This window comes from Arthrobacter sp. cf158, assembly GCF_900106835.1.
Classification (GTDB): Bacteria; Actinomycetota; Actinomycetes; order Actinomycetales; family Micrococcaceae; genus Arthrobacter.
This window is the reverse complement of record NZ_FNNR01000002.1, coordinates 415,302-441,049: the sequence shown is the minus strand read 5'-3', so window position 1 is coordinate 441,049 and position 25,748 is coordinate 415,302. Positions and strand designations below refer to the sequence as shown.

Below are 25,748 nucleotides of genomic sequence, written 5' to 3'. Positions count from 1 at the left end.
GGCCTTCAAGGGTCACCCAACCGAAGCAACTCCTTGACCACATCTTGTCCAGTTGAAACGAGCAGACTCATGACTACGCCACTCCGCAAGAGCCTCTACGTCGGCGTCGCCGGCCTTTCCCTCATCGGCGCTGTGGCCGGATGTGCGCCCACCGCGCAGTCCCCGTCCACCCAGTCGACTCCCGCAGCCGAGAACGGCGGCCAAGCCAGCACCAGCAGCCCTTCGTCATCCGCTGCCGGCGGCTCCACATCGGCCACCACGTCCACCTATAAGGACGGAACCTATAGCGCGGACGGAACGTACACTTCACCAAACGGCCAGGAAACCGTCGGTGTGGAGATCACTCTCGCCGGAGACAAAGTGTCCGCCGTGAACATCACCACGCACCCGTCCAACCCGAATACCAAGAAGTTCCAAGGTGAGTTTGCCAGCGGCATTTCGGCACAGATCGTTGGCAAGGACATCGACGAACTCAATGTCTCCAAAGTGGCTGGCTCGTCCCTGACCAGCGGCGGCTTCAATGAGGCCGTGGAGCAGATCAAGTCCCAGGCGAAGTAGCATCATGCCGCATTCGGGCTGGAGCAGTTTCAGTTTCGAGGGGATCGGCACGCAATGGGAAATTTCGACGCCGGATGCCCTACCTGCGGGCGATCAGAACCGGCTGCTTGAAACGGTCGAGGAATACGATCGGACGTACTCACGGTTCAGGGCAGACTCCTTGGTGTCCGGCCTGTCCCGGGAGCCTGGCCGCGTGGCACTCCCGGAACACGCAGCGTCGCTCCACAGTGTGTATGCCGCGCTGTACCGGCTAAGCCAGGGCGCCGTGACACCCTTGATCGGCAGCAGCCTTGAACGGCTGGGCTACGACGCCGGTTACAGCCTCCAGCCCTCAGGTACCGCCATGGCACCTCCGCGGTGGGAAGACGCCCTGGACTGGAGCGGTTCCAGCCTCGTCGCCAAGGAGCCCTTGGTTCTGGACATCGGTGCGGCCGGAAAAGGCCAACTGGTGGATCTGCTGGGCGCGGTCCTGCGTTCAGCCGGGTACAGCGACTTTCTGGTGGATGGCAGCGGGGACATGCTGCACGCCGGCGGTCATCCCATCACGGTGGCACTGGAACATCCCTACAATCCGCGGCAGGCCATTGGCACCATTGAGCTACAGAACTCCGCTCTCTGCGCTTCGGCTGCCAACAGGCGTAATTGGGGCGACGGCCTGCACCATGTGCTTGACGGGACAACGGGCCAGCCCATCCAAACCACAGTGGCCACCTGGACCATGGCCGGGAATGCCTTGGTGGCTGATGCGTTGGCCACGGCGCTGTTCATGGTGGACCCTGCCAGATTGGAAGAGGAGTTCGACTTTGCCTGGCTGCGCGTGTCTTCGGCGGGCGCTGCCACGTTTTCGTCCGGGTTTGAGGGGAGACTGTTCTCATGAACGCCGTGAAGTCACGATTGGACACCTGGCTGGGCCGTTTCACCATGTATCGGCTGATCTTGTGGGTGCTGATCATTCTGGTGGTCTACAGCATGGTCCTGAACATCCTGGGATGGCTGACGTTCGGACTCCCCCAAATGCTGGTTCACTTGGCCCTGTGTTTGGCCTTGACCTACGCCAGCAACCGGTTGCTGGCGCTGGTTTTCCGGACCACACCGCATTCGGAGTCTTCCCTGATCACCGGCCTGCTCCTGTACTTCCTGTTCTGGCCCACCTTCGCTCCCTTGGACATGGCCGGGGTGGCCCTCGCCTGCTTCCTGGCGAGTGCGTCCAAATATGCCCTGGCTTTCCGGGGCAGGCATATCTTCAACCCGGCGGCCGCCGGTGCCTTCATCACAGGTTTGACAGGACTGAACATTGCTACGTGGTGGGCAGCAACTCCGGCCATGTTGTGGCTGCTGGTGCCCGGGGTCTTCATTGTTCTTTACCGCACACGCAAGCTGCTCATGGCAACAACCTTCGTGGTGGTGGCCACAGGAATCGTTGGCATGGAGCTGCTGAGCCGCGGCATGACGTTGGGACAGGCGCTGTGGCAGCCTCTCGCGCAACGCCCCCTTCTCTTTTTCGTGGGCTTCATGCTCTCCGAGCCGCTCACCCTCCCGCCGCGGCGCTGGCAGCAACTGGCGCTTGCCGCCGTCGTGGGTGTTGTTTTCGCCGTCCCTTACAACCTGGGGTTCGTGGCCAATTCGCCGGAACTGGCGCTGCTGGTGGGCAACGCGATCGCATTCTTCCTGGGCCAGCGCGGGGGCGTCCAACTGACGCTCCAGGGTTCCCGGCCCCTGACGCCGGGAACCACTGAATTCCGGTTCGCACCGCACCGGCCGGTCCGATTTGCCGCCGGGCAATTCATGGAACTCAACCTGCCGCACCCGGGTTCGGACGGTAGGGGCCGCCGCCGCGTCTTCAGCATCACCAGCGCCCCTGACGCGCCCGAGCTGACCTTTGGGGTGGGCACGGCCGAGCCCCTCTCCACGGCGAAGAAGGCACTGCTCGCCCTTCAGCCCGGGGACAGCGTGTCTGCTACGGCAGTCGGCGGCGACTTCCTGTTACCGCGCGACGCCGGGAAGCCGGTCCTGCTGATTGCTGCGGGTATCGGCATCACGCCTTTCCTGTCGCAGCTGGCCGCCGATGGCAGCGTCCGCGACACGGTGGTGCTGTACCTCGCCAAAGGCCGCGACGAATTGGCGTGCGTGGAACAACTGGAAGCGTCCGGGGCCAGGGTGATTGCCCGGCTCGCCGATGGTTCCACTCCCCCGTCGTTCATGCTCGACGCCGGCAACGCCCGGATCGATGCAGGGCGTCTCAAGGAGCTGGTTCCGGACATCGCCGGCAGGGAAGTGTTCGTTTCCGGCTCCCCTGCGAGTGTGGATTCCTTGCGGGCCGCAGCCCGCGGCGCAGGGGCTCACAAGGTCCGCGTTGACTCGTTCGCGGGGTACTGATTCACAGGTTCGCGGGTGGAGCCCGCCGCTGTGGCACCGGGTTTTCATTTGCGGCGCAGGGGCTGCTAAGCTCTAGGACGTCCCACCGGCAACGGAGGGAACCGTGGATGCCCTCGTAGCTCAGGGGATAGAGCGTCTGCCTCCGGAGCAGAAGGCCGTAGGTTCGAATCCTATCGAGGGCACAACGAATACCCCGCCAGTCCTGCTGGCGGGGTATTTTTCTGTGCTGGTGAAGAACTATCAGTTCAAGGCTTGCCGGGCACACGCCGCCATATTGTCAGCCCCTGCTTCTAGGCTGATCCCAGTTGGACTTACCGATTGCCAAAGGGGTTTGCCGTGATGTGCTCGATCGTTCCGCCGTACATGCTTCGCAGGATTGCCGCCCAAAACGAACCACGGCTGCGTGCGGTAGCCCGCGCAGCCAAAGAATCCCTGCTTCATATTAAGAATCTGCAGGCTATCCGGACGGCTCCGACTCCCGTCGCGGCGCCCAGCGCCCGTCAGGCCAAACCCGGCCCGCCCAAGCGGACCATTTTCGATGCCGAGTCCTCCGAGACACTGCCCGGCCGCATTGTCCGGAAGGAAGGCGCCGCGCCTGTCGGTGACGTAGCTGCGGATGAGGCTTACGATGCCCTGGGCAGCACTCACCGCCTGTACGGCGAGGTCTTCGGGCGCGACTCCATTGATGGCGCGGGACTGGCCCTGGATGCGACGGTCCACTATGGCAAGCTCTACGACAATGCCTTCTGGGACGGCTCCCAGATGGTGTTCGGTGACGGCGACGGCCAGATCTTCCAACGCTTCACCAAGTCCGTCAGCGTGATCGGCCATGAACTGGCTCATGGCGTCACCCAGTACACAGCAAATTTGGCGTATCGGAACCAAGCCGGCGCACTCAACGAGTCCATGTCGGATGTGTTTGGAGTACTTGTGGAGCAATATCTCAAGCAGGAGACAGTCAGCCAAGCCAGTTGGCTGATCGGAGAGGGCCTTTTCACCGATCAGGTCCAAGGTGCTGCCCTACGCTCCATGAAGGCACCCGGAACCGCCTACGACGACGATGTGCTGGGTAAGGACCCGCAGCCGGATTCCATGGACTCGTATGTGCGCACCAGTGCGGACAACGGTGGTGTGCATATTAACTCAGGCATCCCCAACAAGGCTTTTTATGTGGTTGCCTCGGAGCTGGGCGGCAGGGCGTGGGAAGCGCCAGGACAGATTTGGTATGGCACGTTGACCAGCGGGGCCTTGCCGGCGACCTGCACTTTCGGAAAGTTCGCCAAGACCACCGTTGCTACCGCCGAAGAACTGTTCGGCAGCGGTTCAACAGAGCATGACGCCGTCCTGAAGGCGTGGGAGACTGTGAAGGTCAAGGTTTAGTCAGTCGGCGGGACCGAACCGCTGTGTTCGGTCCCCCCGGTTGGCTGGCTCCAGGAGATCGAACGAGAAGCAGCCCGTCATGAAGATCACGGTCCAACGCAGTGGGGGAATCGCCGCAATGACACGTGTCTGGAGCGTGGAGGCTGTCTCCCCCGTTGACAAGGAACGGTGGCTGCCAATTGTTGAGGCCTGCCCGTGGGATGAAGCCAAAGGCCAAGCCAAAACAATCAACCAGCCCGACCGTTTCATGTATTCCATCCGTGCCGGTCAACGGCGCGCCACCCTTCCTGACCGTGCCGTCACCGGACCGTGGCAAGAGCTGGTGGAATGCGCCAAAGCCGAAGGCTCTGAGTCCAGTGGCCGGCTCGGCAGCCGGCGGTAACGCACCCCAGCCGCAGGCCTGAGTCAGATCGCTTCGGCCAGCTGGCCCCGGAAGGCCCGCCGGTAGCTCTGTGGACTCGTGTCCAGCACCTTGGTGAAATGGTGGCGCAGCAACACAGAGTGCCCAAACCCGGCCTCGCGGGCGATTTCATCGATGTTCAGTTCGGTGGTCTCCAACAGTTCCTGGGCGCGCAGCACCCTTTGCGAGTTCAGCCAGGCCGCCGGCGTCGTGCCGGTTTCTGCCCGGAATCTGCGGGCGAAGGTTCTGGGAGACATGTGGAGCCGCGCAGCCAACTCGTTCACACTGTGTTCCTCGTCCAGGTGTTCCACCATCCACCGCAACAACGCTTCCATCGGCGCCGAGCCGCACGTGGGCATAGGCCGGTCGATGAACTGAGCCTGGCCGCCGTCCCGGTGTGGAGGGACCACCATGTCACGCGCAATGGCGGCAGCGACATTAGCTCCCAACTCGACGCGGACAAGGTGGAGGCAGGCATCGATCCCAGCTGCGGTACCTGCACTGGTGATGATGGTGCCGTCTTGGACGTAGAGAACGTTCTCGTCCACGATGATCTCCGGATAGCGGCTGGCCAGATCCTGCGAATAGTGCCAGTGAGTGGTGCAGCGACGTCCGTCCAGCAATCCTGCGCGGGCCAAGGCGTACGCCCCGGAACAGATGGACATCACCCACGCGCCCCTGGCATGTGCTGCCCGCAACGCGTCCATGACCGACTCCGGTACCTCCTGGTCCCGACCGAAGGGAGCCATGATGACGAGGTCCGCATCTGCCGCTGCCTCGAGGCCGAGGTTTACGTGCAGGGACAGGCCGGACTTCATCCGGATGTCCCCCGGAACAGGGGTGACCACCCGGAAATCGAAGGCTGGAACGCCTGCGTTCCGGTCCGTTCTGTCAATGCCGAAGACTTCGAAAGCCGTGCCGAATTCGAAGATCGAGAAGTTGGGTACAACGATCACCGCGACTGATTTCAACATATCTCCAGTGTGGCAGAAAATTGTCTAAATGGGGCATTTCTGCCACTGTTTCTTGATCTGCCACAGGAGCAGGCTTGAGGCATGGAAATCTTCGGAATCATCCTCTTCATCGTCCTCATCACCGCCGTCGCAGCTACCATCTCAGCACTGTTGAAGGATGGACGCGGGCACAACCCGCCCATCAACTCCAAAGAACCTTGGAGCGCATTTGACGCTCCCAGCAGCCCGTACTGGAACCCCCGCATCTACTAGGAGCATGCCAGGCCACTGCAAGGTCCACCACGCCATAACCAACCGGCGCCCGTCTGTTCAAGGAATTCTGCAGGATTCACGCGAACGGCGGGCGCCCCTATGTGTAGGGCGTATGTGCAGGGCGTATGTGAAGGGCATTCCCTCAGTGCCCTTCACGAAGGAGCGCCCAACCCACGCCGTCCAACGCACGCACCACCCACCACCACGCACAACAGATGGACTAGATTCACTTGCATGATCCAAACCTCTGCCCGGCTGCTCCAGTTGTTGTCACTCTTGCAGGTTCGCCGGGAATGGACAGGTCCGGCTCTCGCTGACCGGATGGGCGTGACAGAGCGGACCGTGCGGCGCGACATCGACAAGCTGAGGAACCTGGGCTATCCCATCCATGCCTCCCCCGGCATCGCCGGCGGATACCAGCTTGGAGCGGGCGCACAGTTACCGCCCCTTCTCCTGGACGACAATGAAGCACTGGCGGTAGCCCTGGGCTTGAACTCGGTGGCCGCGGGCCCAGTTGCCGGAATCGGTGAGGCTTCGGTCCGTGCCCTGGCCAAGCTGGAACAAGTCCTGCCGTCCCGGCTTCGTCCCAAGTTCGCCATGCTGAAGGCCGCTGTCACCACCCTTCCCAGCAATGCGGCAACAGTGGATCCCCAACAGCTCACCGTGGTGTCGGCCGCCATATCCGACCGGCGCCAGATCTCCTTCGACTACGTCACGTCCGACGGCGACTCCGCACGGAGGCTGGTGGAACCCTACAGGCTGGTGGACACTGGCCGCCGCTGGTACCTGGTGGCGTGGGATGTGGATCGCGAGGATTGGCGGACTTTCCGGGCTGACCGGTTCGCTTCCTTGCCATCCGAACGCAAGAAGTACGTGCCACGCCCACTACCCGCGGATGATCTGGCTGCCTATGTGCAGCAGTCCATTACCCGTTCGCCCTACAGATTTGACGTCGTGGTACGGCTGCGCGCCCCACTGGCGGAGGTGGCCGCCGTCGTAAATCCCCAATATGCGACGTTGACGGCAGATGGCCACAAGGCCACAATACTGCGCTCCGGATGGGACAACCTCGCCGCGCCCGCCGCGTATCTGGCCGCGCTGGACATGGACTTCGAGATCCTCGAACCCGAAGAATTCAGGTCCTTCGCCCGGCATCTCTCCCACAGGCTCAACGCGGCGGCCGGGACTGTGACGGAAGCAGCGGACGCAGGACCCCGGCCACAGTAGACTGGCAGCAGCCATGACACTTCATATTTCCTACCCCGTTGAGCTGCCCGTATCCGAGCGCCGCGAGGATCTGATGGCGGCCATCGCCGCAAACCAGGTGACCATCATCGCCGGCGAGACCGGTTCAGGTAAGACCACGCAGATCCCCAAGATGTGCCTCGAACTTGGCCTTGGAGACAAGGGACTGATCGGGCACACGCAGCCGCGCCGGTTGGCGGCCCGCACCGTTGCCGAACGCATCGCCTCTGAACTCGGTGTCGAGATCGGCCAGGAAGTCGGCTTCCAGGTCCGCTTCACCGGTGAGGTAAGCGCATCCACCAAGATTAAACTGATGACCGACGGCATCCTCCTTGCTGAGATCCAGCGGGACAAACTGCTGCGAGAGTACAGCACCATCATCATTGACGAGGCCCACGAGCGCAGCCTCAATATCGACTTCATCCTGGGCTACCTCAAGCGCATCCTCCCCCAGCGCCCGGACTTGAAGGTCATCATTACCTCGGCCACCATCGACCCCCAACGCTTTGCCAAGCACTTTGGCAGCGAGGAAGACCCGGCGCCGATCATCGAAGTTTCCGGGCGTACCTACCCGGTGGAGATCCGGTATCGGCCGCTGTCCCAGCCTGCAGATGCGGACGATGACAGCTCCGACGACGAATTGGAAGAGGACCGCGACCCCTTGGACGCGGTGTGCGATGCCGTGGATGAGCTCGCCAAGGAAGCACCCGGCGATATCCTGATCTTCTTCTCCGGCGAGCGGGAAATCCGCGACGCGGCTGAGGCCATCAATGGGCGCATCCAGACCAACCGGCGCTTGGCGGGAACCGAAGTGCTGCCCCTCTTCGCCCGCTTGAGCCTCCAGGAACAGCACAGGGTGTTCAACCCGGGCGGAAAACGACGCATCATCCTCGCTACCAACGTGGCGGAGACATCCCTGACCGTCCCGGGCATCAAGTATGTGATCGATACCGGAACGGCACGCATCTCCCGGTACTCGCACCGCACAAAGGTCCAGCGCCTCCCCATTGAGCGCGTGTCCCAGGCGTCGGCCAACCAACGCTCGGGCCGCTGCGGCCGTGTGTCCGAAGGCATCGCGATCCGGCTCTACTCCGAGGACGATTTCGAGTCACGGCCAGAGTTCACCGACCCGGAAATCCTCCGTACCAACCTCGCTGCCGTGATCCTGCAGATGACAGCCATGGGAGTTGCCCGGGGCCCCAAGGATGTTGAGAACTTCCCTTTCGTCGAACCACCGGACTCGCGGGCCATCAACGACGGCGTCACGCTTCTGCGTGAACTCGGCGCCTTGAGTTTGCCCAAGGCAGCAGACGCGGCGGGCAACGGCCGCGGCGGCAGTGGGCTGACCGCCGTCGGGCAGAAGCTTGCCCAGTTGCCGGTGGATCCGCGGCTCGGCCGCATGATCGTGGAGGCAGGGAAACGCGGCTGTGTCCGGGAAGTCATGATCCTCGCGGCGGCCCTGACCATCCAGGATCCGCGCGAGCGGCCTACGGACAAGCAGCAGCTGGCGTCGGAGAAGCACGCGCGATTCCGCGATGAGTTGTCGGATTTCACGGGCTTCCTTAACTTGTGGAACTACATTCAGGAAAAGCAGCGCGAGCTGTCATCAACGCAATTCCGCAAGCTCTGCCGCAACGAGTTCATCAACTACCTGCGTGTCCGTGAGTGGCAGGATCTCTTTACGCAGCTCCGGCAGCTCGCCAAGCCCTTGGGTATCGCCCTGGACAACAAGCGCGAGGCCGATCCCGTGGGGAACTATGAGGGCATCCACATCAGCTTGTTGTCAGGGCTGTTGAGCCACATCGGGCTCTTGGACGAACGCAAGCGTGAATACGCCGGTGCTCGCGGCAGCCGCTTCGCGATCTTCCCCGGTTCGGCATTGTTCAAGAAGTCTCCTGCTTTTGTCATGGCGGCGGAGTTGGTGGAGACCAGCCGGCTGTGGGCCCGTGTCGCCGCCAAGTTCGATCCTCTCTGGGCAGAGCAGGTAGCCCCGGACCTGGTGAAGCGGTCCTACAGCGAGCCGCATTGGTCCTCGCGCCAGGGCGCTGTCATGGCGCACGAAAAAGTCACGTTGTATGGCGTGCCGATCATTCCCAACCGCCGGATCAATTATGGACGGATCGATCCTGAGCTCTCCCGTGAGCTTTTCATCCGCCATGCGCTGGTGGAAGGCGAATGGAAGACGCACCATAAGTTCTTCCACCGTAACCGGGCGCTGCTCCAGGAGATCGAAGAACTCGAGACGCGCATGAGGCGCCGCGACATCCTCGTGGATGACCAGACACTCTTCGAGTTCTATGACGCCCGGGTGGGCAAGGACGTGGTGTCGGAGAGGCACTTTGATAAGTGGTGGAAGGACGCCCGTCAATCCGACGCCACCCTCCTTGACTTCGACCAATCCCTGTTGATGAGCGAAGACGCAGAGGCTTTGGACGACTCCGCGTACCCGAAGACGTGGTTTCACAAGGGCTTCGAACTCCCCCTGAGCTACGAGTTCCACCCTGTGGCTCCGGGCTCCTCACCGAATCCTTCAGACGGCGTCACCGCCGAGGTGCCTGTACTGTTCCTCAACCAACTGGACGATGCCCCCTTCCGGTGGCAGATCCCGGGGCAACGCGCTGAACTGGTCACGGCGCTCATCAAATCGCTGCCCAAACAGATTCGTAAGAATTTTGTTCCTGCCCCCGATGTCGCGCGCCAGGCTGCCGCAGCCCTGGAATCAGACTTTGATCCCGCAGCTGACGAGCTTGAGCCATCCTTGGAACTGGTCCTGCGCCGCCTCCGGGGTCACGTCATTCCTCCTGGTTCATGGAACTGGGACGCAGTACCGCCGCACCTCCGGGTGAGCTTCAAAGTGGTGGACAGCAAGGGCAAAGTACTGGACGAGGGCAAAGACCTCGCAGAGCTTCAGGAAAAGCTGGCACCGGCCACACGCCGGGCCATCGCCGAATCGCTCGGGGCTACCCCTGCTACCACTTCCCGCGCAACAGGCGGCAAGGCAACCGGCACCGCAAACAACCAACCGTCGACGGCGGCCAACCCCAACGCCTCGGCCGGCAACGGAGCGGTAGCGGAACGCAGCGGTATCACCGAATGGGACTTCGGCACCGTGGAGCGTCAGGTCACACGCACCGTGAAGGGACACTCCGTCACCGGATTCCCAGCGATCGTGGACGACGGCAAATCGGTTGCACTCCGGGTGTTCCAAACCCGGGCAGAGCAGGAGACGGCCATGCGTGGCGGCGTTATCCGGCTCCTGGCCCTTCGCATTCCGCCTCCCGACCGCTATGTGCTGGAGCACCTGAGCAACATGGAGAAGCTGACCTTCAGCCAGAACCCGCATGGATCAGTGAGCGCATTGATCGCGGACTGCGCCCTTGCGGCCATCGACAAACTGACGCCGCAGGATCTCCCGTGGGACAGGCAGGCTTTTGATGCGTTGTACGAGGTAGTCCGGGCCGAACTGATCGACACCGTGTTCACGGTGACTGCCGTCGTCGAACGCATCCTGGCAAGTACCCGGCGCATTCAGAAGGAGCTCAAGTCCAACGCAAGCCTCCCGCTGATCAGTGCCCTCAACGACATGAAGAGCCAACTGGAACAGCTGGTTTTTCCTGGCTTTGTAGCACGGACGGGCTACACGCAGCTCAGCCAGCTGCCCAGGTATCTGCAAGCGATCGAAAAACGGCTGGAAAAACTGCCGGGGAACGTCCAGCGTGACGGCCTCAATATGGCAATTGTGCAGGCGCTGGAGGATGACTACGATGACGCCGTTTCTGCGCTGCTTCCCGGACGCAGGGCGGGAGCGGAGTTAACCCGGGTGCGCTGGATGATCGAGGAACTTCGGGTGAGCCTGTTCGCGGTGGAGCTGGGGACCGCATATTCGGTGTCGGAGAAGCGCATCCGCACTGTGTTGAACCAGGCACTGGCGCCTGCCTGACGAGCCACCAAAGAAAAACCCGGCGGCGCTGATTCAGCACCGCCGGGTTAACTCTGGTTTGGGATCAGTCCTCGGGGACAGCGTCTCCATGCCCAGCCGTCCGGAGGGCGGCACGAAGCTTCACTGCGGTGGCATCCATGACTGCCGGATCAGGATTGTGATCCACGTTGTGGACCTCAAAGTCCGCAGTGGAGTATGCCGGCCACACATGCACGTGCAGGTGTTCCACCTCAAAGCCCTCCATCAGGACACCCACGCGTTTGGCGTCGAACAGCTCCTCCTGGACCTTGCCGATGCTTTGGGCGACGTCCATGACCTTTGAAAGGAGCTCGGGGCTGGCGTGCGTCCACGAGTCAACCTCTTCACGCGGCACCACCAAGGTGTGTCCGTGCGTGAGTGGCGCGATCGTCAGGAAAGCCACTACGTCCTGGTCCTTCCAGACGAAACGGCCCGGGATCTCCCCATTGATGATCTTGGTGAACAGTGTGCTCATGCGTCTGCCCTTTCCGATGGTTCCTGAAGTGTTGCGGTGTCCAGCACAAAACGGTACTTCACGTCGCCGGCCACCATGCGGTCGTATGCCTCGTTCAGCTGTTCAGCCCCTACGATTTCGATGTCGCTGGCCACTCCGTGTGCCGCGCAGAAATCCAGCATTTCCTGGGTCTCCTCGATGCCCCCGATCAACGAACCCGCGTAGGCGAGTCGGCGGCGGATGAGCAGCCCGGGGCTGACCGGCGGCATATCGTCGGCGGGAAGGCCCAACTGGAAGAGCGCACCATCAAGGCGAAGCGTACGGAAGTAAGGGTTGAGGTCGTGCGGGGCGGCGACGGTATCAATAATGACGTCGATGCTCCGATTCGCGGCCTCCATGGCGTCGGCATCCTTGGAGAGGACCACGTGGTCTGCACCCAGCTCCCTGGCGGCGTCGAACTTGGATTCGGAGGTAGTAAAAACAGTGACCTCCGCGCCCATGGCCTTGGCGATCTTGACGGCCATATGTCCCAGTCCGCCCAGCCCCACAACGCCTACGGTGTCGCCTTCTTCTACGTCGAAGTACCGCAGCGGCGAGTAGGTGGTGATTCCTGCACACAACAAAGGCGCTGCCGCTGCGGGGTCCAGGGATTCTGGAACGCGCAGCACGAAGCGCTTGTCCACCACAACCGACGTCGAGTAGCCGCCCTGGGTGATGGCGTCGCCGTGGCGGGGGTCGGCAGCTCCGTAGGTGCCGATGTTGCCCCGCTCGCAGTATTGCTCCAGGCCTTCGAGGCAACTCTCGCATTCGCGGCAGGAGTCAACCATGCAACCAACACCCACACGGTCTCCAACGGCAAAGTCCTGCACTCCGACGCCCACGCGGGTTACCCGGCCCACAATTTCGTGGCCAGGGACCAGCGGGTACGGCGGCACTCGCCATTCACCACGCGTCGCATGTACATCGGAGTGACACAGTCCGCAGAATTCGACGGCGATTTCGATGTCGTCTTCGGTGGGGACCCGGCGTGCCACTGTCAGCGGCACCAACCCGCTGTCAGGCGAGGTTGCGCCGTACGCCGCGGCGAGCGTCCTGGTTTCGGCACCGGGTCCACTCGGGTCAAGGGTGATGGGCTTGGCAAGGGGCGGGGGCACTGGACGTCCGGGAGTCATCCTCCGACGCTACTCCCGGCAGAGGTACTGGTGCCACTTGGGCCAGCGTGAGCGTCGGCACCACCAGCGCCTTCGCCAAGTGGCTCGCTCCCCACAACCACAGGATTCGCGGTGTTGTTGGACCACTGCGAGAACGATCCCGGGAAGAGCGCGGCAGTGTATCCGGCGATTTCCAGTGCGGCGATTTCGTGGCTGGCAGTCACCCCGGAACCGCAATAGACGGCCACGCTGGTGGACATATCCAGGCCCATCTCCTTAAAACGCTGCCGCAGCTGGTCTGCCGGCAGGAAGGTCCCATCGGCCCTGATGTTCCCAGTGGTCGGTGCGCTCACAGCACCCGGAATGTGTCCCGCCCTGGGATCAATGGGCTCTACTTCGCCTCTGTAGCGTTCCCCCGCCCGGGCGTCCAGCAACACCCCATCGCTGTGCCACTGCGCGGCCTCCAGCTCAGTGATGGCCGGCATGTTGCCCTCGCCCAAAGTGACATTTCCGGCCCCGGAAATCACCTCCCCGGGCTCCACCGCATACCCGTTCGCGCGCCAGGCTGCCAGACCGCCGTCCAGCAGGTACACCGAGGAAACACCGGCGTTTCGCAGCATCCACCACACACGTGCCGCCGCCATGCTGCCGCTGTTGTCGTAGGCGACGACCGTGTCGCCGTCATTAATACCCCACCGGCGTGCTGCCTCTTGGAACCGCTCTGCGGATGGCAAGGGGTGGCGTCCGAGTCGTGGCTGCGCATGATCGGCAAGTTCGGTGGGGAGATCCACAAACACCGCACCGGGAAGGTGCCCCGCCAAATATTCGATCTGTCCGTCAGTGCGGCCCAACACCCAGCGGACGTCCAACAAAACGGTGCGGTCCCCCGTCTTGAGACGCGCATGCAGTTCTGGTGCACTCATCAGCGTGGCCATAAGCTCTCCTTCATTCCGGCGAATGGGCCCTGTTGCTGCCGGCGCCCGCATTCCAGCCTAGGCTTATCGGGTGAGCAATTCGTGTATTCAGGACAGGGCATGGGCCAGCGAGGCCATCCGGAAAATCGAAGCCGAGAACAACCGCTCGGCGGACACGCACCTTTACGCTGTCCCGCTGCCGGAACACTGGGGCGTCCAGCTGTACCTCAAAGATGAGTCGACGCATCGATCGGGCAGCCTCAAACACCGTTTGGCGCGGTCCTTGTTCCTCTATGGCCTGGTCAACGGCTGGATCACGGAGGGCACCACCATTGTGGAAGCTTCCAGCGGCAGCACCGCAGTCTCCGAGGCCTACTTTGCCCGGCTCATCGGATTGCCCTTCATCGCGGTGATGACCAAGACCACCAGCCCCGAGAAGATCGCCCTGATCGAAGACTTTGGCGGTGCATGCCTGTTGGTGGACCATGCTTCGGAGGTCTATGCCGTGGCCGAGGAAACCGCAAAGACGTCGGGCGGCTACTACATGGACCAGTTCACCTATGCCGAACGGGCCACGGACTGGCGCGGAAACAACAACATCGCGGAATCCATCTTCGAACAACTTTCCTTGGAAGAACACCCGGTTCCGGAATGGATCGTTGTGGGAGCGGGTACGGGCGGGACCAGCGCCACCATCGGCCGCTACCTTCGCTACAACCGCTACAACACGCGACTGGCCGTGGTGGACCCCGAAAATTCCGCCTTCTACCCGGCGTGGCGGGACGGCGACGCGGCTGCTGCCACCGGTTCGCCGTCGCGCATCGAAGGTATTGGCCGGCCCCGTTCGGAGCCCAGTTTCGTACCGGCGGTCATCGACCACATGATCCAGGTGCCAGACGCCGCATCCATCGCTGCCATGCGCCACCTCCGCAAACTCACCGGCCTGCACGCCGGCCCGTCCACGGGCACCAATCTCTGGGGCGTGTGGCAGTTGGTGGCCGGCATGGTCGCCGAAGGACGCAAGGGCAGCATTGTGTCGTTGATGTGCGACGGCGGCGACCGCTATGCGGGCAGCTACAACGACGCCGGGTGGCTGGCAGCGCACGGGCTGGACCCCGCGCCCCATGAGGACGCTCTGGACCGATTCCACGAGACCGGCGCTTGGTCGGGCTAGACCTCCACTGAGTCACGGGGAACAAGCCGTTCATAGCTTGTACCGTACCGGGCTCCGATCCGCGTCACGTGGCCCTCAACCACCCCGCGTCCCAGCTCATTGAGCAGGCCGTCGTGGACCGGGAACGCCCTGGGCGCACGCACCGAAATAACGAAGTCCAGTACTTCGCCTACCTTGGACCACGGCGCATGGATCGGGAGCAGGAGCGTTTTGACATCGATCCCGTCAGGGACCACAAAGGAATCCCCGGGGTGGAACACGTTCCCATCCACCAGGTAACCAATGTTTGCCACCACCGGGATTTGCGGATGGATGACAGCATGCTGGCCGCCGAAGGTGCGCACGCTGAATCCGGCGGTTTCGAAGTCAGAACCGGGCTCAACGGTGTGCACCCGCTCGGCAACATCGTCATCTTCCTTCAATGCCGCGGCAACACCGGCGGGGGCATGGACCACCAAGGAGGCATTGCTGCGCATGGCGGCCAGCACAGCCTGACGGTCAATGTGGTCATTGTGCTCGTGGGTGACAAGTACGGCATCGGCCCCGCTCAATGCTTCCTCTGACTCGGAAAACGTTCCGGGATCAATGACCAGAACGTTTCCGTCCTTCTCCAACCGGACACAGGCATGGGTGTACTTGGTGAGCTTCATGGGGACAGCCTATGGGCGGCCGCTGACAGTTTCCAAGCTTCCCCTGCTGGTAAAATTGGGGTTTGCCAGCATCCCCACGGAAGTGAGTCTTTCAATGCCACACGGCACCAATTCCGCCACGACCGGCCCCGCGGCGCCGGCCTCCAGCGGCGTCAAGGAGCAGCGTGTCACCAAGCAACGCTTGGCTGTCAGCGCCGCGCTGGACGAATTGGATGACTTCGTCAGCACACAGGAGCTGTACCGGCTGCTGCAGAACAAGGGAATTTCCGTATCGTTGGCCACCGCGTACCGCATCCTCCAGTCTTTGGCAGATGACGGTCTCATTGACGTCCTTCGAAACGGCGAAGGCGAAGCCGTCTACCGGCGCTGCGCAGTCACCGGACACCACCACCATTTGCTGTGCCGTAACTGCGGCAAGGCCGTCGAGGTGGAGGCGCCCGCCGTCGAAACCTGGGCTGCGCGGACGGCCACTGAACATGGTTTCACCGAGGTGGCCCACACCGTGGAAATCTTCGGCCTCTGCCCGGAGTGCACGGCGAAAAAAGCGGCCGGAATACTCTAGAGGGCGCCTGCAGGCTGCTCCCGCGATACCCTGCCGTTGAGGCCACGGCTGGCTCGAACCCTTCCAACAATCCGGCACACCACGTAAATCAAGAAAGACAATGTGGTGACGTATGGGCTGATGGGAATGCGGCTTCCAAGTGCCAGCAGAATGCCACCTACCGTGGCCGTCATTGCGAAGGCCACGCTCAGCAACACCACCAACCTCGGCGAGGTAGTCACGCGCAGCGCGGCGGCAGCAGGGGTAATCAGCAAAGCCAGCACGAGCAGAGCACCAACAATCTGGATGGACAACGCCACGCTGACGCCCAACAGCACCATGAAGCCGATCGCAAGTCCCCTGACCGGTACGCCCCGGGCTTCCGCCATTTCCGGGTCCACGCTGGCAAAACTCAACGGTCGCCAGATGGCCACCAGTGCCAGCATCACCACCACGGCTGTCGCAGCGAGAACCTGCAGTTGGACCGTGTCCACGGAAACGATCTGACCGGTCAGCAGACCGAATTTGTTGGCTGCGCGGCCCTCATACAGGGCCAGGAACAAGATGCCCAAGCCCAGGCCGAACGGCATGATGACGCCAATGATCGAGTTCTTGTCCCGCGCCCTCACGCCCATGAAGCCGAGCAGCACTGCCGCAGCCACTGAGCCGATCAAAGAACCGAAAATGATGTCTGCGCCGATCAGCAAAGCAAAGGCCGCACCGGCAAATGACAGCTCGGAGATTCCGTGGACCGCGAAAGCAAGGTCCCGCTTCATGACAAAAGTGCCTACCAAGCCTCCCAGTAGCCCCAAGACGGCACCGGCCCAGATGGAGTTCTGGACCAGGACCAGCAGCTCGCCATAGTTCTCGAAGTTAAAAATGGTCTGAAAAATCGTGTCGAGATCCATTTAGAGCTCCTCCCCGGCGGTGGCATGGGCATCGTCGTGGAAGTGCGTGGTTGCGTCGGGAAGACCGACGACGACGATCCTTCCGTTGGTATGGATGACTTCCACGTGGCTGTCGTAAAGCTCGGACAGCACCTCCGTGGTCATGACCTCTTGCGGGGTTCCTACCCGAAATTGGCCACCGGCCAAATAGAGCACGCGGTCGACGTAGTCGATCACAGGGTTGATCTCGTGGGTTACGAAGACAACTGCACTGTTCCGTTCGTGGCACTGCTTGTTGATCAACGAGCTGACGCCCTGCTGATGATGCAGATCCAACGACAACAGCGGCTCGTCGCACAACAGGACCTGCGGTTCCGTGGCAAGGGCCTGGGCCACCCTGAGCCGTTGCTGCTCACCGCCGGACAACTGCCCCACAGGCACCCTTGCGTAGTCGGAGGCACCAACCTGCTCAAGCAACTCGTCGATCCGCTGGTTGACCTTGCGTGATGACAGCCGCATACCCCAGCGGTGCCCGTCAATGCCCAAGCCCACCAGGTCCCGTGCCCGCAACGGCGTATCCGGGGCAAAGGACTTCTGCTGAGGGATGTAACCGATCCGTTTGCTTCCACGTTCCACAGGGTGTCCACCCAAGGACACCGTCCCGGAGTGCAGTTCCTGCAATCCCAAAAGTACTTTCAGAAAACTGGTTTTTCCGCTGCCATTGGGGCCCAGAACCGCAAAGAACTCCCCCGGATTGATGTCGAGGTCCAGATCCCGCCAGAGTGTCCTCTTGCCGAACTGCAGGCTGGCTCCGCGGAGGCTCACTACCGGTGTCAAAACTTGTCCTCGATCCATGCGCCACAGGGAACGCAATGTTGTGGCGCTGGTGTTGGCGCCTGTTCTGGTGGCAGGCAAAAGGGCCCGCAGCCATCCTCAATATCTTAGGACGCTGACAGGGCCCTTCACTGCACTGGGGGTGTTCGGAGCGCTACTTCTTGAGCGCCGAGGAAATGGACTCCACGTTGTCCGTCATCCATTGGACGTAGTCCTTGCCATCGGGCAGGGTCTCCGTGAAGTTCAGTACCGGCACGCCAGCGGCTTCTGCGGCACGCTTGACGGCCTCGGTCTGGGGTCCCTCGGTCTGTTCGTTGTAGGCAAGGAACCGCACCGACTTGGCGTTGAGGAGGTCAGTAGTTTCCTTGAGCACGGCAGCAGGAACATCAGTTCCCTCTTCAACCGCGGCACTGTACGCCTCGGGGGTCTTATTCTCCAGGCCTGCCGCTTCCAGGAGGTACAGGGGTACTGGCTCCGTGATGGCAACGGGTTCGTGATCGCTCGTAGCCTTCACCGCGTTCAGCTTTCCGGTGAGTTCAGAGAGCTTTGCCTTGAAGGCCTCCGCGTTGCCGCTGAAAGTTGAAGCCGACGCTGAGTCCAGGCTGCCGAGCTTGCTGGCAACGGCATCTGCGAGCTTGCCCATGGTGTCCAGGCTGTACCAGACGTGCTCATTGAACTCGCCGTGGTTATGCGTGTGGCCCTCTACGCTGTGGGCTTCTTCGCTGTGGGCCTCCTCCTCGGGAGCCAGCCCGGAGATTTCGACAGCGCTGATCATGTTCTCATGGCCGATTTTGGTCTCGTCAGCGATCTTGTGCAGGAACTCGTCGTAGCCGCCACCATTCTCAACAACCAGCTTCGCCTTGGAGATCACCAGCTTGTCCTGCGCGCTGGCCTCATACGAGTGGGGGTCCTGGCTCGTCTTGGTGATGATGGCGTTCACGTTGACTTTGTCACCGCCAATGGCCTTCACAATGTCGCCGTAGACGTTCGTGGAGGTGACCACCTCAATCGCGCCGGACGATGAGGTGGTATCCGCTCCGGCCGTTCCGGCACAAGAGGAAAGCAGGAGCGCGACAAGACCAGCGGAAGCGGCGATGGACAGGCGGGCGGCGGAACGACGCACGAAGACCTCGGATCTACTCAAATGAGAATCAAACACAATAACTGACACATTCGAGTGTAGCGCTAAATAGGAATGATTCCTATTTAGAAAGCTCTGGCGCCGACCCTGATTGGTCGGCGCCAGGCTGTCCCACGTCGTTGCTGCGGACTACTGGGCTTGCTGGCCTCCATAGCGGCGGATACCCGTCGCCTGCGTGGCATCGCGGATCTCACCGACCAACTGCTCAATGACATCCTCCAGGAACAGGACACCTTGAGTATCACCGGCCGCTCCCACCACGCGTGCCAGGTGCGAACCCGTTCGTTGCATGACGGACATCGCTTGCTCGATCTCATCGTCCGGAGACAAATTCGCCAAGGACCGGATGCGACCCTCGGCGATAGGGTGCCGTCTGCCTTCCTCCGGAATGGACAGGATGTCCTTCACGTGCAGGTAACCGGCGAGTTCGCCGTCGTCGTCAACCATCGGGAAACGGGAGAATCCCGTGCGACTGACCGCCTTTTCCAGGTCCACAGGCGTGGACGCGGTCTTCAATACCACCAGCTTGTCCAGGGGAACCATGATGTGGGAGGCCGTATGTTCTGAGAACTCCAGTGCCCCGCTCAACAATCCTGTGTCGTCGTCAACCAAGCCGTGTCGGGTTGACTCCTGAACGATGGACTGCACCTCCTCGAGCGTGAACGAGGAAGACACCTCATCCTTCGGTTCGATTTTCATCAACCGCAGGATGTGGTTGGCCAGCCAGTTGAGGGACCAAATGATCGGGTTGACCACGCGGGCGATGAACATCAGCGGCGGCGCCAGCAGGAGTGCTGCCTTGTCCGCCACGGACACCGAAATATTCTTGGGGACCATCTCGCCAAACGTGACGTGGAGGAAGGTGACGAACAGCAACGCGATCGCAAAGGCGATGACGTCTGCCAACTCCACCGGCACGCCTGCCAATTCAAGCGGTTCCGCCAACAGGTGGTGGATGGCGGGCTCGGCAACCTGAAGGATCAGGAGGGAGCAGACAGTGATGCCCAACTGCGCACATGCGAGCATCAGTGACACGTTTTCCATGGCCCGCAAAGTAGTCTGCGCACTCTTGGAGCCGGCTTCGGCCAACGGTTCAATCTGGCTTCGCCGTGCAGACATGACAGCAAACTCGGCACCGACGAAGAACGCGTTGCCAATCAGGAGGACAACCAGCCAGACAATACCTGCCCAGTCGCTCATGCGGCACCTTCTTCATTGCGCGGGTTCCCGGCCTCGGCAGGGGACGACTCATCGCTTTCCACGTGGTGGAAGCAAATCCGGTCGATTCTTCGTCCGTCCATCCTGGTCACAGTGAGCGTGCCCCCACTCGTCTCCACCACATCTCCCGTTTTGGCAATGCGGCCCAGCTGGCTCATGACGTAGCCGCCCACCGTTTCGTAAGCGGACTCGTCAGGGACAGTGAGATTGGGAATCTGCTCGGACACTTCGTCCGGCCTGAGAAGTCCAGGGAAGTACCAGTCACCGGATGCACTCTGCAGCACTCCGGGACGGACCTTGTCATGCTCATCCGATACTTCGCCGACGATCTCCTCAACAAGGTCCTCAAGGGTGGTGATGCCGGCGGTGCCGCCATATTCGTCAAGAACGACGGCGAGTTGCAGGTTACCCTCGCGCAGTTCAGACAGGAGGGCGTCCAGGTGAATTGTCTCGGGGACCTGCAGCACATCGGTCATGATTGCTCCGGCTTGGAGCTTCGCCCGACGCTCAGCAGGGACGGCCACAGCCTTTTTGACGTGGACCACCCCACGGATATCGTCCGTGGAATCGCCGATGATCGGGAAACGGGAGTACCCCGTTCGCCGGGCGGCATCCAGGATGTCAGCCACCGTCTGGTCTGCGTCGATCGTTTCCATGCGAATGCGCGGCGTCATGACATCAGCCGCCGTCCGCCCCGAAAAGTTCAGGGTCCGGGCAACGAAGTTGGCTGTCCCTGCATCCAATGTTCCAAGTTCGGCAGAACGCCGCACCAAAGAAGCAAGCTCAGCGGGTGTCCTCGCGCCCGAGATCTCCTCCTTGGCTTCAAGGCCGAACAGGTTCAGGACCTTGTTGGAAAAACCATTCAGCACCACAATCGCCGGCTTGAAAACTGCCGTAAACATCAGTTGCGGGCGGGCCAGCCGCTTACCCAGCGGGAATGCCAGGGCAATGGCCATGTTCTTGGGAACCAGTTCGCCCAGCAGCATGGACAGGAGCGTTGCGAAAGCCATGGCGACGATCAACGCGACGGAGTGCACCACCTCCGACGGCAAACCCAGAAGACCAAGGGGCCCCAGCAGCAACTGGCCGACGGATGGCTCCATCACGAAACCCGTCAACAGCGTGGTCAACGTAATGCCAAGCTGACAGCTGGAAAGTTGCGTGGAGAGCGACTTCAGGCATTTGAGCAGAGGGGCTGCAGCATGGTCGCCATTGTCGACTGCGCGCTGGACGCTGGACTGGTCCAAGGCAACCAGGGAAAACTCAACTGCTACGAAGAAGCCGGTGCCCAGGATGAGGGCAAAGCCGGCCAAAAGAAGAATCCATTCCACTTAGCGCATCCCTCCAAGGGCGGGCGCATGCAATGGGGAAGGTGCCGAAGGCCGGGAAATTCGCCCTGGCGGAGGCTGGTCGGGCGCTGCGGACGCGTGGTCTGCGGCGCCACCGGCTGTGAACGCCGGCGCGTGATGGGCATGTGAACGGGTATTGCCGGCTCGACGGGCGCGCTGTGCGGAGTTGCCAGATTGGCTCCCCCGACAGTTCCCAGGCCGGCACCTAGATTTACTGTCCATAAGACTTTCAGTCTACAGTCCGCCCGACGGGGACCCCGCACGCGGGTTACCGCAGGTTAATAGGCAAGACGGTCCACTAAGTCAGCCGCAACATGATTTAGGTCACCACTATTGGCAGTTAACCAACGATCCTAACTAGACTGTCAGGGGTCTGAGTTCGCGGGACCCGGACCCTGTCCCATCGTTGCGGAAAAGCAACTTTGGCCAGCGGGAAAACAACACTCATGGAAGAGGCGTATTTCAAGTGCCAGAGCAGCCCAGCCACCGTCTACCAGAGGAATTTGGCGGAAACGAGTGGCTCGTTGACGAACTGTACGAGCGGTACCAACAGGACAAGAATTCGGTGGACACCAAGTGGTGGCCGCTCTTCGAATCCTTTGCTTCCGCTGACGGCACTTCTTCCAACGGAACCTCTGCAGCTCCAGCAGCTGCCAACCCCCCTACCCAAGTACTTCCCGTGGTAGCTCCGGCTGCAGCGGCACCGGCACCGGCGCCGGCCGCTCCTGCAGCAGCCCCTGCCGCGGCCGCTACCCCTGCCGCGGCCCCCGCCCCGGCGAAGAAAGCACCTGCCACGGTTGCCCGGGACGGAGCAAAGAAGCCCGCCGCCGGCACCACGGCCCAGCCTATTCCCGCCCAGTTGCCCAAGAGCACCAAAGCTCCAACGGCACCGGAGGAAGACGTCGTTTCCGTCCTCCGGGGACCGGCCAAGGCCATTGCCACCAACATGGTCACCAGCCTGGAAGTTCCTACGGCTACCAGCGTCCGGGCAGTTCCCGCCAAGCTGCTCATTGACAACCGCGTCGTCATCAACTCCAACCTTGCCCGTGCCCGCGGTGGCAAGGTGTCCTTCACGCACCTCATCGGTTACGCCGTTGTTCGCGCGCTTTCCCAGTTCCCGTCGATGAACGTCTTCTACGACGAGATCGATGGCAAGCCGAGCGCCGTGCAGCCGGCACACGTCAACTTTGGCATTGCCATTGACATGCCCAAGCCCGATGGCACCCGCCTCCTGATGGTTCCCAACATCAAGAAGGCCGAGACCATGGACTTCGCCGAGTTCTGGCACACCTACGAGGACCTCATCAAGCGCGCCCGCAACGGCAAGCTGACGGCTGACGACCACGCAGGCACTACGGTTTCGCTGACCAACCCCGGTGGCATCGGTACCGTTCATTCGGTGCCGCGCCTCTCCAAGGGACAGGCTGCCATCATCGGCGTCGGCGCCCTTGACTACCCGGCGGAGTTCCAGGGTGCCAGCGAGAAGATCATCGCCCAGAACGCCATCAGCAAAATCCTGACGCTGACCTCCACCTACGATCACCGTGTGATCCAGGGTGCCGGCAGTGGCGAGTTCCTCAAGCTGGTCCACCAGCTGCTCCTCGGCGCGCAGAACTTCTACGACGAAATCTTCGAAGCACTGCGCATTCCTTACGAGCCCGTGCGCTGGAGCCCTGACCTCCAGGTTGATCCGGCTGACGAGATCAACAAGGTTGCCCGTATCCAGCAGCTCATCCACTCCTACCGCGTACGCGGCCACCTCATGGCCGACACCGATCCGCTGGAGTACGTGCAGCGCAAGCACCCTGACCTCGACGTCCTGACCTACGGTTTGACCCTGTGGGACCTTGACCGCGAGTGGCCCACAGGCGGCTTCGGCGGCAAGCCGCAGCTGAAGTTCCGGGACATCCTCGGAGTACTCCGCGACGCTTACTGCCGCACCACCGGCATCGAGTACATGCACATCCAGGAACCGGCAGAGCGCAAGTGGTTCCAGGACCAGTTGGAGCACCCGTACTCCAAGCCCAGCCGCGAAGAGCAGCTGCGCATCGTCTCCAAGCTCAACGCCGCAGAGGCTTTCGAGACCTTCCTGCAAACCAAGTTCGTCGGCCAGAAACGCTTCTCCCTCGAGGGTGGCGAGTCGCTGATCCCGCTGCTCGACGCCGTCATCTCGGATGCAGCTGACGATGGCCTGGACGAAGTTGCCATCGGCATGGCGCACCGTGGCCGTCTGAATGTGCTGACCAACATCGCAGGCAAGACCTACGCCCAGGTCTTCCGTGAATTCGAAGGCACCCAGGACCCGCGCTCGGTCCAGGGCTCCGGCGACGTCAAGTACCATCTGGGTACCGAAGGAACCTTCACGTCGGACAACGGCAAGCAGACCAAGGTCTACCTGGCCGCCAATCCGTCCCACCTTGAAGCTGTGGACTCCGTCCTTGAGGGCATCGTCCGCGCCAAGCAGGACCGCTTGGACCAGGGTGAATCTTTCCCTGTCCTGCCCATCATGGTCCACGGTGACGCGGCCTTCGCCGGCCAGGGTGTTGTGGCTGAAACCCTCAACCTCTCGCAATTGCGTGGCTACCGCACCGGCGGCACCATCCACGTGATCGTCAACAACCAGGTTGGCTTCACCACTGCGCCGTCGTCATCGCGTTCGTCCACGTACTCCACGGACGTGGCCAAGATGATCCAGGCACCGGTCTTCCACGTGAACGGCGACGACCCGGAGGCCGTGGTTCGCGTTGCGCAGCTGGCCTACGAGTTCCGTCAGCGTTTCCACAAGGACGTCGTCATCGACATGGTCTGCTACCGCCGTCGCGGTCACAACGAAGGCGACGACCCCTCGATGACCCAGCCGCTCATGTACAACCTGATCGAAGCCAAGCGCTCCGTCCGCAAGCTGTACACCGAGTCGCTGATCGGCCGTGGCGACATCACCGAGGAAGAAGCAGAGCAGCTGCTCCGCGACTACCAGGAACGCCTTGAGCGTGTCTTCGCTGAGACGCACGCCGCCCAGACGTCTCCGATCCCGATCATCACGGCGGACTCTGCGGCTGTCTCGGACATCGAGCGTCCCATCGCCCAGCAGGCCGACTTCGGGACCAACTCCCCTGCCTCCACGGCGATCTCCGCGGAAACCCTTGCCCGTATCGGCAAGGCCCACCTGGAAATCCCGGACGGCTTCACCGTTCACTCCAAGCTCAAGCAGCTTTTGGAGAAGCGCGAGCAGATGTCCCGTGAGGGTGGCATCGACTGGGGCTTTGGCGAGATCGCAGCCTTTGGTTCGCTGATCATGGAGGGCGTACCCGTACGCCTTGCCGGTCAGGACTCCCGGCGCGGCACGTTCGTCCAGCGCCACGCCGTATTCCACGACCGCGCCAATGGCAACGAATGGCTGCCCTTGGGCAATCTCTCCGATGATCAGGCCAAACTCTGGATTTACGACTCCCTGCTGTCCGAATACGCTGCCATGGGCTTCGAATACGGCTACTCGGTGGAGCGTCCGGATGCCCTCGTCCTGTGGGAAGCCCAGTTCGGTGACTTCGTCAACGGCGCGCAGACCATCATTGACGAATTCATCTCCTCGGCTGAACAGAAGTGGGGGCAGCGCTCCTCGCTGGTGCTCATGCTTCCGCATGGCTACGAAGGCCAGGGCCCGGACCACTCGTCGGCACGCATCGAGCGCTTCCTGCAGATGTGCGCCGAGGACAACATGATCGTGGCGAATCCCACCACGGCGGCTTCGCACTTCCACTTGTTGCGCCGCCAGGCCTACAGCCGTCCGCGCAAGCCGTTGATCATCTTCACTCCCAAGCAGTTGCTCCGCCTCAAGGGTGCCGCATCCGCCGTCGAAGATTTCACCAACGGCGGCTTCCGGCCGGTCATTGGCGATCCGGAAGTACAGCCTGCCAACGTGGACAGGGTCATCCTGGTCTCGGGCCGGTTGTACTACGACCTCCTGTCCAACCGCCAGAAGTCCGGCGATACCTCCACCGCGATCATCCGCGTGGAGCAGTTGTACCCGCTGCCCAAGGCCGAGATTGATGCCGAGCTCGCCAAGTACCCGAACGCTGACATCGTTTGGGCGCAGGACGAGCCCGCCAACCAGGGTCCGTGGCCGTTCATGGGCCTGAACCTGGCACCGGAGCTGGACCGCAAGCTCCGCCTCGTGTCGCGTCCGGCTTCGGCATCCACCGCTGCCGGTTCCATGAAGCGCCACGCAGCTGAGCAGGATGCCCTGATCAAGCAGGCGTTCGAACGCAAGTAAGCGAAACTGCCCGGTCTGAGGA

At 62.1% G+C, this 25,748-nt stretch carries 21 protein-coding genes and 1 tRNA gene; 12 read left to right on the top strand and 10 right to left on the bottom strand.

Features of this window, described 5'->3' with window-relative positions:
• Positions 1 to 69 precede the first annotated feature (69 nt).
• The 6 genes from BLW08_RS05070 (at position 70) to BLW08_RS05045 (ending at position 4,696) form a co-directional block, all read left to right on the top strand.
• A complete protein-coding gene (locus BLW08_RS05070; protein WP_090818540.1) occupies positions 70 to 558 on the top strand; it encodes an FMN-binding protein in 489 nt (162 codons plus the stop codon).
• 4 nt (positions 559 to 562) lie between these two features.
• Positions 563 to 1,435 carry an FAD:protein FMN transferase gene (locus tag BLW08_RS05065; RefSeq protein WP_091323706.1) on the top strand — a complete coding sequence of 291 codons (873 nt, stop codon included), beginning with the start codon at positions 563 to 565 and terminating at the stop codon, positions 1,433 to 1,435.
• On the top strand, positions 1,432 to 2,934 hold the full coding sequence (locus BLW08_RS05060; RefSeq protein ID WP_091323705.1) for an FAD-dependent oxidoreductase: 1,503 nt from the start codon (positions 1,432 to 1,434) through the stop codon (positions 2,932 to 2,934). The genes BLW08_RS05065 and BLW08_RS05060 overlap by 4 nt, the downstream gene beginning before the upstream one ends.
• A gap of 109 nt (positions 2,935 to 3,043) precedes the next feature.
• Positions 3,044 to 3,116, top strand: a tRNA-Arg gene (locus tag BLW08_RS05055).
• A gap of 157 nt (positions 3,117 to 3,273) precedes the next feature.
• The gene (locus tag BLW08_RS05050; protein WP_139244857.1) at positions 3,274 to 4,314 is read left to right on the top strand and encodes a M4 family metallopeptidase; all 1,041 of its coding nucleotides are present in this window, start codon (positions 3,274 to 3,276) and stop codon (positions 4,312 to 4,314) included.
• A 79-nt stretch (positions 4,315 to 4,393) separates the two neighbouring features.
• Positions 4,394 to 4,696, top strand: a complete 303-nt coding sequence (locus tag BLW08_RS05045) for a protealysin inhibitor emfourin (RefSeq protein ID WP_090818531.1) — start codon at positions 4,394 to 4,396, stop codon at positions 4,694 to 4,696.
• Between the two features lie 23 nt (positions 4,697 to 4,719).
• Here BLW08_RS05045 and BLW08_RS05040 read toward each other — a convergent pair whose 3' ends face one another.
• Positions 4,720 to 5,688, bottom strand: coding sequence for a GlxA family transcriptional regulator (locus BLW08_RS05040; RefSeq protein ID WP_090818528.1), 969 nt, complete (start codon positions 5,686 to 5,688; stop codon positions 4,720 to 4,722).
• An 81-nt stretch (positions 5,689 to 5,769) separates the two neighbouring features.
• Here BLW08_RS05040 and BLW08_RS23810 point away from each other — a divergent pair, with 81 nt between their 5' ends.
• From BLW08_RS23810 to hrpA, 3 genes are all read left to right on the top strand, one after another.
• Positions 5,770 to 5,940 (top strand): hypothetical protein, encoded by a 171-nt coding sequence (locus BLW08_RS23810; protein ID WP_175538583.1) that lies wholly within the window; start codon positions 5,770 to 5,772, stop codon positions 5,938 to 5,940.
• Positions 5,941 to 6,174: 234 nt separating this feature from the next.
• Entirely contained in the window at positions 6,175 to 7,167 is a 993-nt protein-coding gene (locus BLW08_RS05035) for a helix-turn-helix transcriptional regulator (protein WP_091323703.1), read from the top strand.
• A gap of 13 nt (positions 7,168 to 7,180) precedes the next feature.
• Entirely contained in the window at positions 7,181 to 11,125 is a 3,945-nt protein-coding gene (gene hrpA, locus BLW08_RS05030; protein ID WP_091323701.1) for an ATP-dependent RNA helicase HrpA, read from the top strand.
• 64 nt (positions 11,126 to 11,189) lie between these two features.
• Here the strand turns inward: hrpA and BLW08_RS05025 are convergent, their stop codons facing one another.
• Genes BLW08_RS05025 through BLW08_RS05015 form a run of 3 tightly spaced genes read right to left on the bottom strand, consistent with a single transcriptional unit; the run spans position 11,190 to position 13,683 of the window.
• Positions 11,190 to 11,618 (bottom strand): HIT family protein, encoded by a 429-nt coding sequence (locus BLW08_RS05025; RefSeq protein ID WP_091323699.1) that lies wholly within the window; start codon positions 11,616 to 11,618, stop codon positions 11,190 to 11,192.
• Positions 11,615 to 12,769, bottom strand: a complete 1,155-nt coding sequence (locus BLW08_RS05020; protein WP_091323698.1) for an NAD(P)-dependent alcohol dehydrogenase — start codon at positions 12,767 to 12,769, stop codon at positions 11,615 to 11,617. The genes BLW08_RS05025 and BLW08_RS05020 overlap by 4 nt, the downstream gene beginning before the upstream one ends.
• Positions 12,766 to 13,683 (bottom strand): sulfurtransferase, encoded by a 918-nt coding sequence (locus tag BLW08_RS05015; protein WP_091323696.1) that lies wholly within the window; start codon positions 13,681 to 13,683, stop codon positions 12,766 to 12,768. The genes BLW08_RS05020 and BLW08_RS05015 overlap by 4 nt, the downstream gene beginning before the upstream one ends.
• 70 nt (positions 13,684 to 13,753) lie before the next feature.
• Between BLW08_RS05015 and BLW08_RS05010 the strand changes: the two genes are divergently transcribed.
• Positions 13,754 to 14,836 (top strand): L-cysteine desulfhydrase Cds1, encoded by a 1,083-nt coding sequence (locus tag BLW08_RS05010; protein ID WP_090818510.1) that lies wholly within the window; start codon positions 13,754 to 13,756, stop codon positions 14,834 to 14,836.
• On the opposite strand, the gene BLW08_RS05005 is transcribed toward BLW08_RS05010, so the two are convergent.
• A complete protein-coding gene (locus tag BLW08_RS05005) occupies positions 14,833 to 15,486 on the bottom strand; it encodes an MBL fold metallo-hydrolase (protein ID WP_091323695.1) in 654 nt (217 codons plus the stop codon). The two genes, BLW08_RS05010 and BLW08_RS05005, sit on opposite strands and share 4 nt — an antisense overlap.
• Positions 15,487 to 15,580: 94 nt before the next feature.
• Between BLW08_RS05005 and BLW08_RS05000 the strand changes: the two genes are divergently transcribed.
• Complete coding sequence (locus BLW08_RS05000) at positions 15,581 to 16,048, top strand: Fur family transcriptional regulator (protein ID WP_090819158.1); 468 nt, start codon at positions 15,581 to 15,583, stop codon at positions 16,046 to 16,048.
• Here BLW08_RS05000 and BLW08_RS04995 read toward each other — a convergent pair.
• The 5 genes from BLW08_RS04995 to BLW08_RS04975 all read right to left on the bottom strand — a co-directional run bounded on the left by BLW08_RS04995 (position 16,045) and on the right by BLW08_RS04975 (position 21,438).
• Positions 16,045 to 16,935 carry a metal ABC transporter permease gene (locus tag BLW08_RS04995; protein ID WP_090818503.1) on the bottom strand — a complete coding sequence of 297 codons (891 nt, stop codon included), beginning with the start codon at positions 16,933 to 16,935 and terminating at the stop codon, positions 16,045 to 16,047. The two genes, BLW08_RS05000 and BLW08_RS04995, sit on opposite strands and share 4 nt — an antisense overlap.
• Positions 16,936 to 17,751 (bottom strand): metal ABC transporter ATP-binding protein, encoded by an 816-nt coding sequence (locus BLW08_RS04990; RefSeq protein WP_254779692.1) that lies wholly within the window; start codon positions 17,749 to 17,751, stop codon positions 16,936 to 16,938. It lies immediately after the preceding gene.
• A 151-nt stretch (positions 17,752 to 17,902) separates the two neighbouring features.
• Positions 17,903 to 18,871: a metal ABC transporter solute-binding protein, Zn/Mn family gene (locus BLW08_RS04985; RefSeq protein ID WP_175538594.1), complete on the bottom strand. Its 969-nt coding sequence runs from the start codon at positions 18,869 to 18,871 to the stop codon at positions 17,903 to 17,905.
• Positions 18,872 to 19,018: 147 nt separating this feature from the next.
• Positions 19,019 to 20,089 carry a hemolysin family protein gene (locus tag BLW08_RS04980; RefSeq protein ID WP_091323691.1) on the bottom strand — a complete coding sequence of 357 codons (1,071 nt, stop codon included), beginning with the start codon at positions 20,087 to 20,089 and terminating at the stop codon, positions 19,019 to 19,021.
• On the bottom strand, positions 20,086 to 21,438 hold the full coding sequence (locus tag BLW08_RS04975; RefSeq protein ID WP_091323689.1) for a hemolysin family protein: 1,353 nt from the start codon (positions 21,436 to 21,438) through the stop codon (positions 20,086 to 20,088). Before BLW08_RS04975 ends, BLW08_RS04980 begins: the two co-directional genes overlap by 4 nt.
• A 484-nt stretch (positions 21,439 to 21,922) precedes the next feature.
• Here BLW08_RS04975 and BLW08_RS04970 point away from each other — a divergent pair, with 484 nt between their 5' ends.
• Positions 21,923 to 25,726: a multifunctional oxoglutarate decarboxylase/oxoglutarate dehydrogenase thiamine pyrophosphate-binding subunit/dihydrolipoyllysine-residue succinyltransferase subunit gene (locus tag BLW08_RS04970; RefSeq protein WP_091323687.1), complete on the top strand. Its 3,804-nt coding sequence runs from the start codon at positions 21,923 to 21,925 to the stop codon at positions 25,724 to 25,726.
• The last annotated feature ends 22 nt before the right edge of the window (positions 25,727 to 25,748 follow it).